Annotated in this window: 15 protein-coding genes; 11 read left to right on the top strand and 4 right to left on the bottom strand. The window is 54.6% G+C overall.

Going from position 1 to position 18,053, the window contains the following annotated elements; translation table 11 throughout:
• Positions 1 to 114 precede the first annotated feature (114 nt).
• Complete coding sequence (locus MJP36_RS16610) at positions 115 to 1,686, top strand: carbohydrate porin (protein WP_244383488.1); 1,572 nt, start codon at positions 115 to 117, stop codon at positions 1,684 to 1,686.
• A gap of 71 nt (positions 1,687 to 1,757) precedes the next feature.
• Here MJP36_RS16610 and MJP36_RS16605 read toward each other — a convergent pair whose 3' ends face one another.
• Positions 1,758 to 2,507, bottom strand: coding sequence for a hydroxypyruvate isomerase family protein (locus tag MJP36_RS16605; RefSeq protein WP_244383487.1), 750 nt, complete (start codon positions 2,505 to 2,507; stop codon positions 1,758 to 1,760).
• A gap of 177 nt (positions 2,508 to 2,684) precedes the next feature.
• Here MJP36_RS16605 and MJP36_RS16600 point away from each other — a divergent pair, with 177 nt between their 5' ends.
• The 7 genes from MJP36_RS16600 to qatD all read left to right on the top strand — a co-directional run bounded on the left by MJP36_RS16600 (position 2,685) and on the right by qatD (position 11,003).
• Positions 2,685 to 3,575 (top strand): LysR family transcriptional regulator, encoded by an 891-nt coding sequence (locus MJP36_RS16600; RefSeq protein WP_244383486.1) that lies wholly within the window; start codon positions 2,685 to 2,687, stop codon positions 3,573 to 3,575.
• 326 nt (positions 3,576 to 3,901) lie between these two features.
• Positions 3,902 to 4,441, top strand: a complete 540-nt coding sequence (locus MJP36_RS16595) for a kinase inhibitor (RefSeq protein WP_090371079.1) — start codon at positions 3,902 to 3,904, stop codon at positions 4,439 to 4,441.
• 5 nt (positions 4,442 to 4,446) lie between these two features.
• Positions 4,447 to 5,265, top strand: coding sequence for a helix-turn-helix transcriptional regulator (locus MJP36_RS16590; RefSeq protein ID WP_244383485.1), 819 nt, complete (start codon positions 4,447 to 4,449; stop codon positions 5,263 to 5,265).
• 980 nt (positions 5,266 to 6,245) lie between these two features.
• Complete coding sequence (locus tag MJP36_RS16585; RefSeq protein WP_244383484.1) at positions 6,246 to 8,147, top strand: KAP family P-loop NTPase fold protein; 1,902 nt, start codon at positions 6,246 to 6,248, stop codon at positions 8,145 to 8,147.
• Complete coding sequence (locus tag MJP36_RS16580) at positions 8,147 to 9,001, top strand: hypothetical protein (protein ID WP_244383483.1); 855 nt, start codon at positions 8,147 to 8,149, stop codon at positions 8,999 to 9,001. The genes MJP36_RS16585 and MJP36_RS16580 overlap by 1 nt, the downstream gene beginning before the upstream one ends.
• Positions 8,998 to 10,263, top strand: a complete 1,266-nt coding sequence (gene qatC, locus MJP36_RS16575; RefSeq protein WP_244383482.1) for a Qat anti-phage system QueC-like protein QatC — start codon at positions 8,998 to 9,000, stop codon at positions 10,261 to 10,263. The genes MJP36_RS16580 and qatC overlap by 4 nt, the downstream gene beginning before the upstream one ends.
• On the top strand, positions 10,263 to 11,003 hold the full coding sequence (gene qatD, locus MJP36_RS16570) for a Qat anti-phage system TatD family nuclease QatD (RefSeq protein ID WP_244383481.1): 741 nt from the start codon (positions 10,263 to 10,265) through the stop codon (positions 11,001 to 11,003). The genes qatC and qatD overlap by 1 nt, the downstream gene beginning before the upstream one ends.
• 250 nt (positions 11,004 to 11,253) lie before the next feature.
• Here qatD and MJP36_RS16565 read toward each other — a convergent pair whose 3' ends face one another.
• Positions 11,254 to 12,549, bottom strand: a complete 1,296-nt coding sequence (locus MJP36_RS16565; RefSeq protein WP_244383480.1) for an ImmA/IrrE family metallo-endopeptidase — start codon at positions 12,547 to 12,549, stop codon at positions 11,254 to 11,256.
• 279 nt (positions 12,550 to 12,828) lie between these two features.
• Between MJP36_RS16565 and MJP36_RS16560 the strand changes: the two genes are divergently transcribed.
• Both MJP36_RS16560 and MJP36_RS16555 read left to right on the top strand, forming a co-directional pair.
• Positions 12,829 to 14,433 carry an ATP-dependent nuclease gene (locus MJP36_RS16560; protein ID WP_244383479.1) on the top strand — a complete coding sequence of 535 codons (1,605 nt, stop codon included), beginning with the start codon at positions 12,829 to 12,831 and terminating at the stop codon, positions 14,431 to 14,433.
• Positions 14,426 to 15,493: a UvrD-helicase domain-containing protein gene (locus MJP36_RS16555; RefSeq protein ID WP_244383478.1), complete on the top strand. Its 1,068-nt coding sequence runs from the start codon at positions 14,426 to 14,428 to the stop codon at positions 15,491 to 15,493. The genes MJP36_RS16560 and MJP36_RS16555 overlap by 8 nt, the downstream gene beginning before the upstream one ends.
• Positions 15,494 to 15,821: 328 nt before the next feature.
• Here MJP36_RS16555 and MJP36_RS16550 read toward each other — a convergent pair whose 3' ends face one another.
• Complete coding sequence (locus MJP36_RS16550) at positions 15,822 to 16,799, bottom strand: alpha/beta hydrolase (protein WP_104993790.1); 978 nt, start codon at positions 16,797 to 16,799, stop codon at positions 15,822 to 15,824.
• A gap of 58 nt (positions 16,800 to 16,857) precedes the next feature.
• Between MJP36_RS16550 and MJP36_RS16545 the strand changes: the two genes are divergently transcribed.
• A complete protein-coding gene (locus MJP36_RS16545; protein ID WP_244383477.1) occupies positions 16,858 to 17,823 on the top strand; it encodes a LysR family transcriptional regulator in 966 nt (321 codons plus the stop codon).
• Positions 17,824 to 17,883: 60 nt separating this feature from the next.
• Here MJP36_RS16545 and MJP36_RS16540 read toward each other — a convergent pair whose 3' ends face one another.
• Positions 17,884 to 18,036, bottom strand: coding sequence for a hypothetical protein (locus MJP36_RS16540; RefSeq protein ID WP_178126855.1), 153 nt, complete (start codon positions 18,034 to 18,036; stop codon positions 17,884 to 17,886).
• Positions 18,037 to 18,053: the final 17 nt, after the last annotated feature.

Raw genomic sequence — 18,053 nt, 5'->3', positions numbered from 1 at the left:
TGTAGCAGCGAATTTGCGATATGGCATCCTTTTTTCGTCGTTTTGAACAACTCAAAAACTCACGTAAAAAGGGCCGGTCGCGCGACCAGACAATAAAAAAAATAGGAAATCTACATGCACAAAGGATCAAGCTGGCTACTTGCAGGTGTGCTCGGCACATCGGCGGCAACCGCTCAGGCCATGACTCTGGAAGAGCGCATGGCCGCGTTTGAAGCCCGTGCCAGCGCAGCGGAACAGCGTGCGGCCGCGGCGGAGCAGCAGACCCAAGCACTTGCCAGGGAGCTGCAGCAGATCAAACTCTCCACGCTTGCCTCGCAGCCCGCCACGTCTGCAGCGACAGCGACAGCCATTGCGGGGCCTGCGTTGGATACCCGACTGGCGAAACTCGAAGCCCGTCAGCAAAGCCTGGAGAAGGAGGGCGGTACCGGACACCTGACTGATGGGTTCAGCTTCCACGGCTATGCCCGCTCTGGATTGCTGGTCGACGAGGGGCTGGGTGGTGGCCGTGGTGGCCCTTATACAACGCCGGCTGGCTCGGTTGGCGGTGCAGTCGGGCGACTCGGTAATGAAGACGACACCTACATGCGCATAGACCTGTCGAAAGAAATCTATGCACAAAACGGTACCCGCTCCAAATTCACGGTCTCCATCGCCGACGGGGTGGAAAGCTCCAATGACTGGACGGCCGACGAGAGCAAACTGAACGTACGCCAGGTGTTCACAGCGCTTGACCATGTGGCTGCGTTCAAAGGGAATTCAGTGTTCGAGAATGCCACGCTGTGGGCAGGCAAGCGATTCGATAGAGATAATTTCGATATCCACTGGCTGGACTCGGACGTCGTCTACCTGGCCGGCACCGGCGGTGGAATTTACGATGTGCAGATGAACAAGAATTGGCGCTCGAACTACTCCTTGATTGGGCGTAGCTACGGGGACTTCAGCCAAGGCGGCATTAATGCCAATGTGGAAAGCTACATCCTGACCTCCAACCAGTTCTTCGAGGACGGTCAGTGGCAGTGGATGTACAACGCCATCGGCGCAAAGAAAAACGATTTCGGCACTCGCACCAACAAGGCGGGTTTGACGCCTGCGAATTCCGGCTTGCACACCCTGTTGGCCAATCACCAGAAAACCTTTTTCGGCAGAGAAGGCTTCTTCAAAACCGCGCTGCTCTATGGGCAAGGTCTGGGGGCCGAGGTCAAGAACGTTGGCTCGGATGGTGAACTGATTGACGACGCCCGCGCTCTGCGTCTTGCACTTTACGGTGAGACGCCTATTGCGCCTGACTGGCGCATCGGGCCCAGCGTGCTGGCTGAACAGAGCAAGGATAGATACGTGAAGGGGGACGACTACCGCTGGCTAACCCTAAACGTGCGTTTGGCTAACCAAATCAACAGCAACTTCGAGATGGCCTACGAAATGAGCTGGCAAACCATGAAGCTCGACCCCAAGGGCTACCTACAACGTAATGCAGTCGACGGTAACTTTTGGAAATTCACTGTGGCTCCGACATTCAAACTTGACGTTGGCGATCTTCTCACGCGTCCCGAGTTGCGAGTGTTCGCAAGCTACATGAACTGGTCTTCGGAGCTGGACAGATACAGCACCTCAGACGCCTTTGGCATGACGGACTTCCGCGCTGGGGGGGTATGGCAATACGGTGTACAAATGGAAACGTGGTTTTAACATTTGATGGTACTTGACCGAGCGTGGCCAGTTGCTGTCCGTTGCGACGGGGAGCAACCGGCCATCAAGTGCTAAGTATTTTGCAACTTGAGCCACTCAAGGCTTGCAGCTGTAGTGCTGGAAGGACGGTATTCACATCCGATCCATCCGGTGTACCCACGCTGCTCCAGTGCTGCAAACAATTCAGCAAAATTCACCAGGCCTGTCCCCGGCTCGTGGCGGCCTGGGCAGTCTGCAATCTGCACGTGGACGGTACGCTCATAAAACAGATCCAGAATAGTTGCGGCGTCGCCGGTCAATAACTGTGCATGGTAAAGATCAAGGATCAGTCCAATACTCGGGAAGGTCTCCAGCACCCGTTGCGCCAGGCTGAAATCCGACAGGTAGTACCCCGGGATTTCTTTTGGGCTTATCACTTCAATCAGGGGCCGTATTCCCTGATCTTCAAAATACTTGACTGCATATTCCAGGTTGCTCATGAAGCTGGACGCAGCCGAGACTTGTGTCGTAATCCCAGACATGATGTGCACGTTTGAGCAACGCAACACCTTCGCATACCTGGCGGCCAGGGCTAAACCTGCACGAAACTCTTCTTCCTTGCCTTGCAGCGCCGCAATGCCCTTGGTAACGCCGGCCGGTGCGGCAAATTGGATGAGAGGCAGGGAGTATTGAGCCAGATGTGCGGCTAAGTGACTGGCTTCAAATTCATAAGGAGAAGGAAACTCCACCGCCTTGAATCCAGCAGCGGCAGCCGCTTCTATACGCTGGAGAAAAGGCAAATCGTTAAATTGAAAGCCGAGATGAGCATTGAACTTGAGCATCGGTAAAAATCCATTTTTGAAAGAGGCAGTCATCGACGTGGACGCTGACCTCAAGAAGGCGACAACGAAGTCATCTCAGGCATATTAACGAGACGCCTTCATCACGAAAAATACTATGTTGTGATTTGTATGATCACTAATTGTTATGCTTGGAGTTTCGAGCCGAGTATGACTGCCATGAACCTCAAAGCCTTGATGGGCTGCATAGAAGTTGCGCGGCAAGGTAGCTTCACCAAAGCCGCCCAGAGCTTGCACATCGCCCAACCCGCGTTGAGCATGGCTATCACGCGCTTGGAGGAGGAGCTGGGCGTGACGCTTTTCAACCGCGCGGCACGACAAGTAACCGTGACGGCTGAAGGAAAAAGCTTTCTTGCACATGTCGAAGTCGCTTTGCTCGAGTTAGACATGGCCCGCCAGGAGTTGCGGGATATGGCGCATTTACACAGTGGTGAGATTCGTCTCGGCGTGCCTCCAATGTTTGGAATCCACTACATTCCGCAAGTACTGAACGCTTTTGGCACGCGCTATCCAGGCATCGTGATGACGGTGGTTGAAGGCAGTGCGGATGACATCAGCCAGCGCCTGGAAAACCGTGATATCGATGTCGCCCTATTGGAGTCTCGCCGAATCAAGAGCGGATGGGACTCGGTTCTGCTAGGCACCGACGAGATGGTGTTGTGCATGAGCGATAGCCACCCACTTTCGGGCGAGGCGTTTATCGAGGCCTGGCGTCTGCAAGATCAGAAAATGGTGCTGTTTGACCAGACTTTCCTGCAACGCCACCTGTTCGACAGCTTCTGCGCCGCTGCAGGAGTCGACTATCGAATAGCCTTGCAAAGCAATTTCGTATCACTGGTCATCAAGGCAACACTGGACGGCATCGGGGCCTCTACGTTGCTGCGCTCCATTCAACAGAGCGTACCCGGCATGGTGGGTATCCCATTCAAACCGGCACAGACCATGAGTTTCAGCCTGTGTTGGCGAGCTAACGAATACTTGTCTGTCGCAAACAAGCGATTTATTGAGTTTGCTCAAACAACCGGTTTTTTCAGCAAAGGCTCCGACTAATAGTCGATGGAGTTGGAGTGCCTCTGCTCCTATGTTTCCGTGCATCCGTATTGCCATCGGCCTGTGTCGAGCTGATTGTCGCGAGCGCGAAGATGTATCTGTTTAAGCTCCAGGGGGAGGGGAGGACCCTATCGTGCGATAACCGAATCGCAAACATCTTTTTTGGACGATGGAAGCCCGTAAACGTCTGGCCAACACCGGTCGAGATTCAATTGTTCGCCTGAGCAATTGAGCATTTCAGCACTGTTATCGAGCATTTCGGCACAGTAACCACTCTTTGCTCAACCTAGACTAGAGCTTCACTTTAAGACTCAGATGGAGTCGCGATGAAAATCAGATTAATCCTGCCCGCACTCTCCATGGCAGTAACATTCAGTGGATACGCTGCCGATTTCGTACTGACCAGCCGGGATATTGCTGACAATCGCCCGCTGACCAGTCGCGAAGTGTTCCAGGGCTTCGGTTGCGAAGGTGGCAACACTTCTCCTGAGCTTTCCTGGATAAACGCCCCCACAAGTACTAAAAGCTACGCGATCACCGTTTACGATCCCGATGCGCCAACCGGTAGCGGTTGGTGGCATTGGACGGTGTTTAACCTGCCAGCTTCCACCCATAGCTTGCCTAGAGGAGTGGGGGCGAACCTGCCCGTCGGCGCGGTACAAGGGCGAACCGATTATGGTCAGCCGGGGTTTGGTGGAGCTTGCCCACCTGTCGGAGATAAACCCCATCGCTATCAATTCACCGTATGGGCATTGAAAGCCGATAAACTACCGCTCGACAACCAAGCCAGCGGAGCCTTGGTAGGTTACATGCTCAACGCTAACGTCCTGGCCAAAGCGACCATTACTTCAACTTACGGACGTTAAGAACGATGCGCCCATGTGACGGCATACAGCACCGGGAAAACATTATCGATGCATGTGTCATACGGGCGCGACAACCCCTCAGCTTGCCAAGGGTGCCGGTGTTCGTGACCACTTTGTGTCGAGTGCGACAGGGGGAAAAACTGTTGCAATGGGATGACCGGGAGATGCGCGCAGGGCCTCATCATCTGATTCTGATGCCGGCCGGGCGCGAGCTTGGTATCTCCAACTTCCCCGGCCCTCACGGTCACTACATCGCTGATGCGGTGACCTTTCCCGTCTCGACATTGCGTAACTTCATCACCCGATATAGCCAGCAGATTATGAGCTGTCGTGGTGTACTGAAGACCGATCTATGCGTTCCTCTGGACAGGCACACAACCCAGGCATGGGAGCAGTTGTTGGCCGCCATCAATGGGAACGCGCCGCAGGCACTATGCACACATTATGGGGAAGCGGTTCTTCTGAGCCTATGCCTTGGCGGCCAGATCGGATCACTGCTGATGGGACGCAACGATCCACTGTGTGAACGTGTGCAGCAACTGGTAATGGCCAGTCCGGAGAGAGACTGGACGGTCGCAAGCATCGCACAACACATGAACCTGGGTGAGTCGACATTGCGCCGCCAACTGGCGAAAGAGGGTAATAGTTTCAGGAATATTTTGGAGGGCGTTCGACTGTCGACAGCATTACAACGGTTGCAAACAACTTCTCGCCCGATCGGTGAAATCGCCGGTGCCTGCGGTTACGCCTCGGCCTCACGTTTTGCTGTGCGCTTTCGCTCACACTATGGCCTGTCACCACGTGAGTTGCGGGCGGCGATTTGAGCATTTTCGTGAGGTCTTCCCCTATTGTTGCTGCCCTCGACGCGATTGACTCTCGCGCTCGACGTAATACGGGCCAGGCACTCCACCACGCATCCCCCAATTCTCTGGCTCTAGCTCGACCAGTATCAGCGGGGCATGCTCTGAAATTCCGAGCTGCGAAACGATCCTTTTACTGATCAACTGATACAACTGGCGCTTGGAGTGGGCAACTCGATCGGATCGGACGTCCGGCACCAATTCAATCGTAGTCCGAGGCGCGCGCATCAGCAGCACTGTCTAAGCGGGCCAGAGAAATACTTTTTGGCCGTCACTCATGAACCAAACGAGCACTCTCCTGACGAGTGCCAGCGTTACAATGCTTTCGTAGCTGGTTGTCCATAATCGTTCTCCAAAATTCGTTGGTGTCTGAAGACTAACCAAATCCGAGATGTCGAAAAATTATGTGCAGAGTGCCGGGCTTTTTTCACTACTAGCATCGTGCCGCGATTAGACTGCTATGAGGTCGGATGAAGAGCTCTTCAGTGGACTCCATATGTATTTGTAAATTATTGAGAGGGCTCACAGGAAATCCTTTGCCACCGTCAGGATTGGATCTTTGTCCGATTTTTGATTGTGCGACCCTCTCAGGACGGGAAATTGCGACACAGTGTGTATTTGCATACCGAACCAAGTGCGACTGAGTGCCGTATTCATTGGCCTAGACCTGTATCTAGGGTGATGGAGAGGCTGTAGACGGCCCGAATTCATTAGGTTTTGGTATGGCGTGTTGCCATCAAAGCGACTTAGAATCTTTGGGATCCTATTTGCGTGCTGTGGAGCTCCCAAGGGGAGTTGGCCCATTGCCGGCCTCATCACTGGACGTAACTCAGCGCAGTCAACTCATTACACGGACGTTTTCTCAGCCCCTGCTTAGGCGCTGCTGCCGGCAGCATTAAGTGGCCAAGCGTTCCTCGCACAAAACCCGAAACGGACTTCAATCCATGTGGCATGACAACGAAACAACGGTCGACTATCTGAACTTCGGCGTCGTGGCTGATGCCTGCGCCAGCCTTCTGCGGCAGAGTCGTGGCGAGCCGATTTCGATAGGTGTGTCAGGTGGTTGGGGGGCGGGTAAGTCCTCTCTGGTCAAAATGATCGCCGGCCGCCTCGAAACCCCCGTGGCTTCTGCAGCCCTGTCACTACCTGCTACCACAGGTGCCCAATCCGAACACCGATACGTTGTCATCACCTTCAACCCGTGGCTGTATCAAGACTTCGAAAGCGCTCGAAGTGCATTGCTGCAGATCGTCGGTGATGAAGTGCTGAAGCTGGCCAAAGACGATGAAACGTTACTGAAGAAAGCCCTCGACCTCTTGAAACGCATCAACCTGCTGCGGTTGGCCCAGTTCGGGGGCGAAGCTGCGATCACGATTACCACGGGTGTGCCCGTCGGGACGATCGGGAAGGCGATCGGAAAGGTTTCAGGTCTCTGGAGCGCCTTCAGCTCAGACGGCGATGCGGCTGAGGGGGAAGAAAAGAAAGAAGGGGAGTCGCTGGATCTCAAGGCCGATGGTCTGTTGAATCCGGCGAAGCCTCTGTCGCTGCCTAACGAAATTCATGCCTTCAGATCCGCACTCGAAAAGCTGCTGGAAGAGCTTGGTATCACGTTGGTGGTGTTTGTCGATGACTTGGATCGATGCTTACCGGAGACAGCGATTTCGACCCTCGAATCCATCAGGCTGCTCTTATTCCTCAAGCGAACCGCTTTCGTGATCGCTGCCGACAATGACTTTATCCACGGGGCGGTGAAGAAACATTTCGAAGGCACCGGCATTACGAGCGACATTGCCACTAACTACTTTGACAAGCTGATCCAAGTACCTCTGCATGTACCCCGTATCGGCGTGAACGAAGCTAAGGCATACCTTGTGCTGCTCCTGCTCGAACGCGAGGCCAGGTCGGGGATGTTTCCACAAGACAAATTTGATCAGGCGAAGCTGGATATACCGCAACGCCTGGCCCGAAGCTGGCTCGGCGAGACAATTACGTCTTCGTTCCTCAACGAACTCGTGGGAGCCGATACACGTCTTCAGGCATTGATGGAACTGGCGCAAGGTTTGGCAACGCTAATGTTTAAGTCCTCCAGCATCAGCGCGAATCCACGACTCATGAAGCGCTTTCTGAATACTGTCTATCTGAGGGAGTCATTGGCGCAACCTCAAGGAATCACCCTGGACATTCCGGCATTGGCTAAGTGGCATTTGTTGGAGCGCTACAAAGAGGAGCTGGCCGACACGTTGTCGTCCATGGTCAGTTCTGAAAATGACGGGCAAGTGGCGGAGTTGCTGCAGGCCGAGGAGCTCGCCCGCGATGGAGGAGCATTGTCCAAGCCTTTTGACGAACCATTCATCAAAGAGTGGCTGCAGTTAGCGCCGGCGCTTGGTGCGACGGACTTGCGCCCCCTGCTTCACCTGAGTCGAGATACCGCGACGCGCGATTTCGGCGACGATAACATGACTCCCCCTGCGCGTGTTCTTCGTGATGTTTTGAAGGTGGCCACCAGCGCCAATGAACCGCTGACAAATGCTATTACCGCCGTCGACAGCGACCAGGCAGAGCTTGCGATGGTGAAGGCCTGGCAGGCGACTGCATCGTCGCGGACATGGAAAGCCACCGTCGAGATGATCATCCTGATTGAACCCTGCAAGGTTTATCCAGCGCTCGGAAGGCGTGCAGCAGGGCTGTTGAGTCTTGCTCCTCTGGATGCATTGGGGCCAGGCATCATACCCGCCCTTGCTGGCCAATCCTGGGCGGCGGAAGTATTGAGATCTTGGGGAGATGATCCCGCCGTGAGCGGCCATACAAAAAGGGCAATCAAGGCAGCGCTAAGGAGTGGAGTCTGATGGGAACCTCTACATCAAGTGGTGGCGGAAAGGCGGGTTCTCCGTTTGACCCGGAATGGTTAGATCAGGGCGATGCTGCCGGTGACCCATCGCCAGATGGCGGAGCGCCGGAAGATGCTTCAAATGGTAATGAGGGTGTTCCCCAGGATGCACCTGAAAATGGTGAGGCCGGTTTAGAACCCGCCCAAGATCAGGATATTGCCCCAGATCGCAGGTTTATGCCGGCCCGCTCACAGATGGGCAAATACTTGTCTGGAGGTGGTCGTGACGCGCTTCGCGGCGCTGCCAGCAGCATGATCAAAAAGGGTATGGGTGGAGCAGGGCGCGCGAGCAACACCATGCGTGGGGTTGCTCAAGGCGCCGGCCGACTGGGATCGTTTCTCGAAGCGGTCAGGGCCGGCACCGATCCTCATGTAGTCGACTGGATTCAGAGGGTTCGCGGCCAGAACCTTTCAGCAAGCGATCTTGCTCTGGAGCTCATCAAGGAAGTCATGCCTGACACCGGCAGTGTCGACGATGAGTCATTGAGAAACGCCGCTGCCGATGCGTTAGCGCAGCTGTACGAGCAAGATCCCAATGTCGATATTTTTCAGCTTGATGATCAGCAGATCACGGCGGTCATTGGGTTCACGATCGCCAACGAAGTCTGCAACCGGATGGATCTACAGCTGGGCCAGACTTATGAAAAGCTTAAGTATTCGCCAGTCGAGATCCAGGCGTTTCGTAATGACATCAAGCAATGGGTTCACGGAGAGGTGCAGCGAATCATGGAAGGTCTTGCGGCGCAGAGAATCAATCCTCAGACCCTTGCGCATCGTGTGCTGCAGACCGCGCTGGAGGTATTTGCAGAATGATCAAGGTCATTTGTACTAGCGTTGCTCGTCTTCCCGCACAACTCGCCGAAGGGGAGCGCGCCTTCACCTATTTCAAAAGCGCCAGGCGCGAGGGTGTCGGTACCATCGCCAAGAGTTGGCACGGTTCCCTGAAGCGCAAAGGGTTCCGCCCAACCCCTGCGGCTTGGGACTTCGTTCAGTTCTGCTTGGCCGTCTGTGCGACCGACCTTTGCGCGATGCGAAGTACAAGTGCTGATGGCTGGACTCGTACAATCGAGCTGAGTGTTGGGCTTCATGAGCCATTGCGATGGGATCCGTGGAAGGTGGAGCTTGAGCAACTGCTGAGGGTGCTGACCGGGGACTATTGGACTCTGATCTTCACGGATGCAGGCCTGCCACCCCCTCAAGGACGCTTCACCGCCAAGAATCAAGATTGCGTTTCCTTGTTATCTGGTGGCCTCGACAGCCTTATCGGCGGCCTGAATCTCGTGGCCCGGGGTCGGCGGCCTCTGTTTGTTTCTCAGCTGGCTCACGAGGACTCTGAACGCCAGCGTCGCTATGCAACCCTGCTAGGTGGTGCTGATGCCCACTATCAGTGGAGTCATGGAATCAGCTTCAAAGGTCCGCGTGAACCGTCGACGCGTGGTCGTTCACTGGCGTTCTATGCCTTCGCCGTGCTGGCCGCGTCCAGGCTCGGTGCCGCGCGCCCGACAATTTACATCCCAGAAAACGGATTCATTTGCGTGAACCCTCCACTGGTTCCTGGGCGAGTATCGAGCCTGAGTACTCGCACGACTCACCCTCTGTTCATCAACAAACTGCAGCAGGTTCTCGACGGCATTGGCGTCTCGGTGCAGCTGGACTTGCCCTACCGGTTCAAGACCAAAGGGCAGATGATGAATGAGTGCCTTGATCAGCCGCGCCTACAAGCGCTAGCGTCCGACACGACCAGCTGCGGGCGATTCCGTACGTACAATCGAACTCACTGCGGTCGCTGCGTGCCTTGTATGATTCGCAGGGCTGCTTTCGGTGCCTGGACATCGGGGGCCGATGCAACCCGCTACGTATTCCCAAGGTTGGTAGGCAGCGATAAATCCAGCGGGCCAGATGATCCAATGGCTGTAGCATTGGCGGTACTTACGGCGCGTGATAGGGGCATCGACAGATTCCTGGGAGCATCACTAGCGTTTGCCCCTATTCCTGAACGACCTCAGTATCGATCTATGCTTACCAATGGCATCCATGAGCTGGAGGCACTTTTGACCGGAGACGGATTGCTTTGATGGATTTTCACTGCCATCTCGACCTCTATCCCAATGCACGGGAGGTCTTCGCGCAAGCGGTGGAGAGGAACATGTTTACCTGGCTGGTCACCACCAGCCCCCGTGCATTTTCCGCCACTAACAAAGTGCTTGGCGGTCATGAAAATGTGCTCATTACGCCGGGGCTGCATCCGGAAATCGTCCATGAGCGTTACGCGGAGCTCGACACTCTGATTGAGCAGATCAAGTACATATCTGCTGTCGGTGAGGTGGGATTGGATGGTTCCAAACGGTTCAAGCACAGCTTCGATGCTCAGCGTGAAGTGTTCACTGCTGTGGTCGCGCAATGCGCCAGCGTCGGTGGGCGCGTGCTTAGCATTCACTCGCGCCAGGCCGTGAGAGACGTGCTGGCGATTCTCGATGACCACCCGGGTTTTGGTACAGCAGTTCTTCATTGGTTTACGGGTACGCCTGCTGAGCTTAAATCCGCCTCAGATATGGGATGCTGGTTCAGCGTCGGGCCGGCAGCCTTCAACTCGGCATCTGGTAAGGCGATTGCCAAGAAGCTGCCTCGTGATCGCGTGGTTCCTGAAAGCGACGGGCCGTTCGCCCAGGTCAATGGTGCCACAGTCATGCCGTGGAGCTCAGGCCAAACGGCTGAGCTGCTGGCTCAGGTATGGGACGTGCCAGTGGGTGAGGTGGCAATGACTCTCGAATTCAATGCTAGACAACTGATCGGTCTGATACACGGGGCCGGTTGACTCTGATCGAGTCCTCACGTTTCTCGTTGATGAGTGAGGCTTCCGACCGATAAACCAGGCCTCGCACTGCACAAATGGCAGCCTCTACGTACCGTTCGAATGATTGCGAAACTGCAATGCGTTTGATCACCTTATCCACTAAGTCTGGTGCTCCCAAGGCTCAACGGTCTTTGGGCGCCACTCAGCTCAGTCGGCGACTAAGCACCTGCCGACAATGCGACATAGACTTCCATGCAGATGCAGATGCAGATCAATCTTGCCGACAAACCTCTACCAGCAATCCCAATACCCGCATGCGCAAACGGATCGCTGTCTTCGAAACGTTAAAATAATTGCTCAGGGAATTGCACACAGCATGAAACTGGATGACGTTGTCCTTCTGACTGTCTAGGTACAGAGGGCCGTGGCCGCGGTTCCGGATGCCAAGATGCTGTAGTAACAAACCGAAAGCGGTCTGGAATTCTTCTGTGGGCATCAAAAGACACGAAGCGAAAGTATTTGCTTGCCACTCCAGCCGCTCGGCTTCCCCCTTAGGAATAGTGATGAGTTGGCTCTGGTCAATGTCCTGCGCTCGGATAGCTTCTCGTGTCATGTAGCGCTTGTGATTTAGAAAGTGATGTCCCAACTCATGGGCGAGTGTGAATCGGGCCAAGTGGGATTTGCTATCTGCCCCGAAGATTTTGATCTCAAGCGGGTTGAACGTGATACTGCCGAGGGCTGAGCTCGAGCCCTCAATGAAGCTCACAGAAAGTCCACTGACATCAGCTTCCCTGGACACTAGCTTAGTAAGATCGACCTCTCCCCTGATGTATGAAATGGATTTCAAAGCCTGCTGCGCCAAGCTATCTATTCTGTTCCGTGAAATGAATGCGACTCTGGGTGTTGCAATAATCATGGGCTGACGAATCAGGCTCAGATCGCTTTCTTCAAAAGCGCTCTCAAGGTCGAGGCCTTTCCAGATGCCTTCCCAACCATCCGTAAAGCCAGCAGGAGTTACGGCATAGGCGCTATAAACGGTAGGTCGAAAATCCGTCTGGGTTAGGGCGTATTCGATCTCTGCGCGCTTACGGGCTCTAGCGCTACGCGCCCCGGTCAGCAGCGCGCGAGGAAGCTCCCATCGAAACTCAGATTGATCGAAGTAACGCAAGACACCAAAGCCTCGGTTTCGAGCTATGTTGAACGTGCCGGACTGAAAAGCACTCGCAGACGCAAAAATACCCTTAGCGTTGAAGCCGGCCACTTGGTTGATCTTTGATCCAAACTCTTCGATGTCCCCCACAGGCACTTTTCCGCTGTAATTCTTGCATTCGATGAGCACAAGCAATGATGGGGTCTCGAAGCTAGGCAGGAACACTTCGACAGAAATGTCAAAAACGATGAAATCCTCCCGGTCGCGAGAGTAGTAACCCTTCTTCCTAAAAATTTTGCAGCACTCAGGTCGGAAGACATAGAAGCGACCTTCATTGATCTCACGAGACAGAAATTCAAAGACCTGCTCCTCGAACCGGTCGCCCTTGGCATAGGTACTGAGCGCTTCAATTTCCATACGTGGGGCGGGCTCCTGGTTGCGGGGTCTGAACGTCAGTCGTAGGCGAATGGACGGTGCTTTAAAGCGGGCGGCGACATTGTTACCTCTCGGAGGGGAACAGTGGCTGATTTGTTCGCGTAGCGCATTATCGGGCGTTCTCGACTGCCCGGTAATCAAGTAGAAGCAGGTGAGCGCACTAGAATGGCTGAGTCGACAACGAACCAGTTCGCTTATAGCATCAAGCAATACGGCCATCAAAGCGCCATCTAGCGGAACCTCTGCCAAGGAACGTCGAACGTGATCACCAAAATCCGCATCCGTGGGTACCGCATCTACAAAGATTTCCTCCTGAAGCCCAACCCGGGCGTGAACATCCTGGTCGGTGACAATGACGCCGGAAAGTCCACGCTGATGGAGGCGATCTCGCTGGCGCTTAACGGACGAATCGGTGGGCGGGGGATCTTGGAGGAGCTGAACCCTCACTGGTTCAACACCGAGATGGTGGCTGAATTTCTTGCTCTCAGGAATGCGGGGAAGAAGCCTAAACTCCCGGAAATCCTGATTGAGCTTTACCTTCAAGACACACTGGAACTCCAGGTGTTGCTCGGCGCCGTTAACGCGGACGTCCCAACGAACGCCTGCCCTGGAATCGTTCTGTCTATTGCCCCCAATGAGGAGTATCAGGATGAGCTGGATGAATGGCTGAAAGCCCCATCCGTACTGCTCCCCGTCGAGTATTACACCTACGAATGGCGCTCCTTCGCTGATAGAGAACTCACACGACGGCCACGGGCGCTCTCGGCGGCCACCATCGATTCTCGCACGGTCAAATCCGCCGCCGGCGTTGATTACCATCTCCGCCAGATCCTTAGCGACCACTTGGAAACATCCGAGAAAGCACAGATCTCGCTGGACTACCGCGGCATCAAAGCATCCATGACTGATGGTGCGCTGGCACCGGTGAACAAGCGACTTTCCGGTCTGGGCGCCGCGCTACAGTCAGAGCCTATGGCGCTGGCAATGGATCAGACATCTCGTACGTCTTGGGAAAGCGTGGTTACTCCACATGTCGACGGGCTCCCGTTCGCGATGGCAGGCCAGGGGCAACAGGCTGCTATCAAGATCTCTCTCGCGATGAAGCGTCATTCCTCGAAGTCGAACATCGTGATGATCGAGGAGCCTGAAAACCATTTATCTCACACCAGCCTAACAACCCTACTCAATCGCATTGAAGATTTGGCGACGGAAGAGCAGCAGCTTTTCATTTCGACTCACAGCACCTACGTGTTGAACCGGCTCGGCCTCGATGCATTGCTGCTTCTTCACCGCAACAGTGCGTCCAAAATCACAGAACTTGATCCGGATACAGTGAGCTACTTTCAGAAGCTGCCTGGCTACGACACCCTCCGCTTAGTGCTAGCGAAAAAAGTCGTCTTGGTCGAGGGGCCATCCGACGAAATCATATTCGAACGCGTCTACAACGATTGCTTCGGCGCACGCCCGATGGCCCACGGGATAGATGTCATCAGCATGCGTGGACTGGCACTGGCGCGATGCCTTGAGCTTTGCGCAGCGATCAACAAACCTGTGGCAGTGATGCGCGACAACGACGGCGTTGACCCAATCGACCTACGTACTCCGGTTCTAAAGTGGCTTGACGTGAATCGCAGAGAGCTGTTCATCGGCACCGTCGCTGACGGCACCACGCTCGAACCCCAGCTCATCACCGCGAACGGCGAGTCTCAGTTGCGCAAGATGCTAGGTATCACCGCAGCAGTGACCCTATTGACCTGGATGGCGCGCGAGAAAACAGAAGGGGCAATTCGACTGGCTGAGTCGACTGAGGTGCTCAGCCCACCGGCCTACATGAAGGCCGCTGCGGAGTTCATCCACAATGCCTAACCTTCTGACCTTGGCTGTCGCTGGTGGTAGAAAAACTCAAGGACTGGTCGATCACTGCAAAGAGTTACCTACCGATCGGCGTGTGCTCATTGTCACGTTCACCCAGACGAATCAGCAGGAACTGATCCATCGCCTCGGCACCCAGGTCGGCGATCGCCACAACCTCGAGGTTCTGGGCTGGTACACATTCTTGCTTCGCCACTTTTTAAAACCGTTCCTGCCATTCAAATTCCCGGGGGAGCGGGTAGGGGGCTTCAACTTCGAAGGTCGCCCTAGCATGTACGCGAAGGACAAGCAGAGATTCATGGATGGTAGCAACCAGATCTACGCATGCGAACTCGGCCGCCTCGCGCGGGAGCTTATGGCGGCCACCCCAGCGTTGATACGTAGACTTGAGTGCCTCTACGACGAAATTCTGATCGACGAGGTACAAGATCTCAGTGGCTACGATTGGGAAATCGTCCATGAATTACTTGAGTCGCGGATCGACGTCCGCATGGTTGGTGACGTGCGCCAAGCGGTGCTCTCAACAAATCCTCGGGGACAGAAAAATAAACAATATGGGTATGCAGGTGCACTTGAATGGTTCCTTGCACGCGAAAAGGGAGGGCTGCTTAGCATTGAGTATGCGACCACGACTTACCGCTGCCGAACTGAGATAGCGACATTCTCTGATTCCATTTTTGATGCGTCATGGGGCTTTCCAGAAACAACGTCAGAGAACCACTTAGCGTCTGAGCATGATGGCGTGTACTTGCTGCACTCCAAGCATGTCAACCAATACGTTGAACGGTACAGGCCTCAATGCCTACGCAGCACTATAGCTTCTGGCAAAGAGTTCCCGTTGGACTTCATGAATTTCAAAGTGTCGAAAGGCGCCACATTCGAGCGTGTGCTAATCATGCCTACGGCTCCAATAAAGTCCTTCATTCAGAAACAGATCTGTTTGGAATCAACTTCAGCGGCTGCCTTTTATGTTGCAGCTACTCGGGCCAAGCAAAGCCTGGCGATCATCATCGATAAACCAGGGAGCTCGAAACTGCCGGTTTGGGCGCCGTAACTGAGAGCAGCACGGCGTCTGCGAGGGGGCAAACTTTAGTTCTAGGCAACAACCTAAAACCTTTATTTTCGGGGTTTTCAGGGAAGCGATGACTCGTTTTGTCCACGATTCGCAACGGTCCCAGGGGATAGTAGCATTGGATAGCTCGAGGGAAGTTCCGTTCGGATACAGTATTTAACATAATATACATTATGCGAACCATCGGAACATCTCACTAGGGACTCTGCTCAATGCTTTTCATCCAATACTACCACCCGCAAAACGGCATTCCGCCAACGCGCCGGATTCCCTTCCGGCACATTACGCTCGCTTCATACCATCCCAGGAATCAATGCGAGTACTCTTGAAACCAATCAACAACGTGACCCACCGTACGATCAACCACATCAGGCTGTTCGTAATATTGGAAATGATGAGTACCGTTCTCCCAGATCAGTTTTTTGTCTGCGGTGGGAATAGATTCAAAATGTCGACGTGCTGCCGCCGGGTTCATGCAGGTGTCCGAATGCACTACAAGTGCCGGCTTCTTGAGTTTGGCTACGCCTGGCACCGTGGTGTAATCGAAATGGTCCAGGTCACTCATGATTGCATAGCGGTTTTCCCAGCCTTTGAGCGTCCATGGGCCATACCAGCTCCACACTAATGGGCCTGGTAGACCTGCGTCGGATCCAAGTACCGGATCGCCCAGTTCCGCACAGACCAGCGGTTGGTAGACGACTTCACCAGTGGTTTCGTAGCGACGCTTGGCATCACGCGCACGCTCCAGTCGTGCGGCGAGCAATGCTTCCAATTGTTCGGTCGTGGGTGCAGTCGCCGGGTCAAACGGATTTTCGCTGACGCCGGCTGCAAGCATGAACAGGTCGGTTTCACGGTCGCGGTAATAACCCGTGATGGATGCAACGGCGCTTATCCGGTCGTCATAAGAGGCGATGTCCAGCATTTCGGGCCCGCCCTGGCAAATACCCAGCAGGAACACGCGTTTGCGGTCGATATCCTGTCGCGTGAGCAAGTGATCCAGCGCCGATACGACGTCTTCGTTTTTCATCTTCGGGTTTTCCAGGCGCCGCGGCATTCCTCCACTTTCACCGACGGTACGGGGGTCGAATGCGAGCGCCGCAAACCCTTCATCTGCAAGTCGAGTTGCGTATTGGGTCGGGGCCTGTTCTTTGGAAAACGAATAAGGCCCCAGGAGTACAACCACCGGATGAGGTCCCTTCCCTTTAGGCCGGTAAAGTACGCCGACGACGCTGTCGCCGTGGGAGTTGAAGGTTAGTTTTTCAGCTGTGTAGTTGCCGTGCGTGGACATATTTACGCCTCCATAGTCGTGAGCAGGTCCAGCTTATGGGATACTCACTGGTGCGAATATGGCCACAATACTTGATAAATACATGAACAACGCTCATCAACTCAAAGGCGTGGATTTCTTCACGCTGACGGTATTTCTCGCAGCGGCAAAACATCTCAACTTCCGTGCGGCGGCGTTGGAACTGGATATAACGCCGTCGGCGGTCAGCCATTCGATGAAGACACTTGAACAGCGGCTGGGTGTGCGTCTGTTCAATCGAACCACACGCAGCGTGTCGTTTACCGAGGCTGGCGAACGCCTGGCTAAAAAGCTCTCTCCGGCGATGTCTACAATCGCCGACGCCATGCAGGAAGCCGATGATAATCGTGGGGTTCCCAGTGGCACCATCAGGATCAATGCGAGTGAAGGCGCTATTCGCATGGTCTTTCGTCCGGTGCTTGCCCGCTTCCTACGCGAGCATCCGTCGATTCACCTCGATGTGGTGACTGATGGCAAACTCAGCGATATCACCGCCGATGGGTTCGATGCGGGCATCCGGCTGGCTGAAGCCGTGCCGCAAGATATGATTGCTATTCGTTTGACTGAAGACATACGTTTCGCCGCAGTAGGATCACCGGGTTACTTTGCCGCACGTGGACGCCCGCAATCGCCGCAGGATCTTCATCAGCATGACTGCATCCGGTTTCGATTCGACAGCGGCGCGATTTATCGCTGGGAATTTGAACGCCGAAGCTGCAAGGAAAGCATCAACGTCAACGGTCCGCTCACGTTGACCGATCAGCCTTTTATGGTCGAAGCGGCCATGGATGGCATAGGCATCGCGTTCGTGCCCGAGCATCTGGTACTGGACGCCCTGGCCGATGGCCGGCTTGAGCGCGTGCTGGATGATTGGTGCCCTTCAATGCCGGGACTGTGCCTCTATTATTCCGGGCACCGTCATGTGTCAGTCGCCCTTCGTGCATTGATTGACGCTCTTCGCAGGGCGGAATCTAATCCTGTGCCCTCTCCCGTCAAGAACAGCTGATTCTATAACTCAACTAAATGACTATTTAGTTGAGTTATAGAATTGCCCGAAGCCTCCCAGCTATTGCTTGCTCTCGTCTGCCTTGCCCTCCTGCATCTGCACAGAAGACTTGGTTCCACTGGAGTTTTTCTTCGTCGCATTATCGGCATTGTCAAAACACCCATGAAGCATGAATACGCTGCACAAGCCCAAACACAGATAGAGCTTTTTCATGATAGTTCTCCCGTAAT

The sequence above is a fragment of the Pseudomonas palleroniana genome, from assembly GCF_022836895.1.
Taxonomy (GTDB): domain Bacteria; phylum Pseudomonadota; class Gammaproteobacteria; order Pseudomonadales; family Pseudomonadaceae; genus Aquipseudomonas; species Aquipseudomonas palleroniana.
This window is presented reverse-complemented; position numbering and strand designations above follow the sequence as displayed.

Excerpts from the sequence above, each read along its gene's own strand:
- MJP36_RS16585 (WP_244383484.1), top strand. The coding sequence starts at position 6,246 with ATGTGGCATGACAACGAAACAACGGTCGACTATCTGAACTTCGGCGTC.
- MJP36_RS16545 (WP_244383477.1), top strand. The coding sequence starts at position 16,858 with ATGGCCACAATACTTGATAAATACATGAACAACGCTCATCAACTCAAA.
- qatD (WP_244383481.1), top strand. The coding sequence starts at position 10,263 with ATGGATTTTCACTGCCATCTCGACCTCTATCCCAATGCACGGGAGGTC.
- MJP36_RS16550 (WP_104993790.1), bottom strand. The coding sequence starts at position 16,799 with ATGTCCACGCACGGCAACTACACAGCTGAAAAACTAACCTTCAACTCC.
- MJP36_RS16590 (WP_244383485.1), top strand. The coding sequence starts at position 4,447 with ATGCGCCCATGTGACGGCATACAGCACCGGGAAAACATTATCGATGCA.
- MJP36_RS16565 (WP_244383480.1), bottom strand. The coding sequence starts at position 12,549 with ATGGAAATTGAAGCGCTCAGTACCTATGCCAAGGGCGACCGGTTCGAG.
- MJP36_RS16540 (WP_178126855.1), bottom strand. The coding sequence starts at position 18,036 with ATGAAAAAGCTCTATCTGTGTTTGGGCTTGTGCAGCGTATTCATGCTT.
- MJP36_RS16605 (WP_244383487.1), bottom strand. The coding sequence starts at position 2,507 with ATGCTCAAGTTCAATGCTCATCTCGGCTTTCAATTTAACGATTTGCCT.
- MJP36_RS16580 (WP_244383483.1), top strand. The coding sequence starts at position 8,147 with ATGGGAACCTCTACATCAAGTGGTGGCGGAAAGGCGGGTTCTCCGTTT.
- MJP36_RS16595 (WP_090371079.1), top strand. The coding sequence starts at position 3,902 with ATGAAAATCAGATTAATCCTGCCCGCACTCTCCATGGCAGTAACATTC.
- qatC (WP_244383482.1), top strand. The coding sequence starts at position 8,998 with ATGATCAAGGTCATTTGTACTAGCGTTGCTCGTCTTCCCGCACAACTC.
- MJP36_RS16600 (WP_244383486.1), top strand. The coding sequence starts at position 2,685 with ATGAACCTCAAAGCCTTGATGGGCTGCATAGAAGTTGCGCGGCAAGGT.
- MJP36_RS16555 (WP_244383478.1), top strand. The coding sequence starts at position 14,426 with ATGCCTAACCTTCTGACCTTGGCTGTCGCTGGTGGTAGAAAAACTCAA.
- MJP36_RS16610 (WP_244383488.1), top strand. The coding sequence starts at position 115 with ATGCACAAAGGATCAAGCTGGCTACTTGCAGGTGTGCTCGGCACATCG.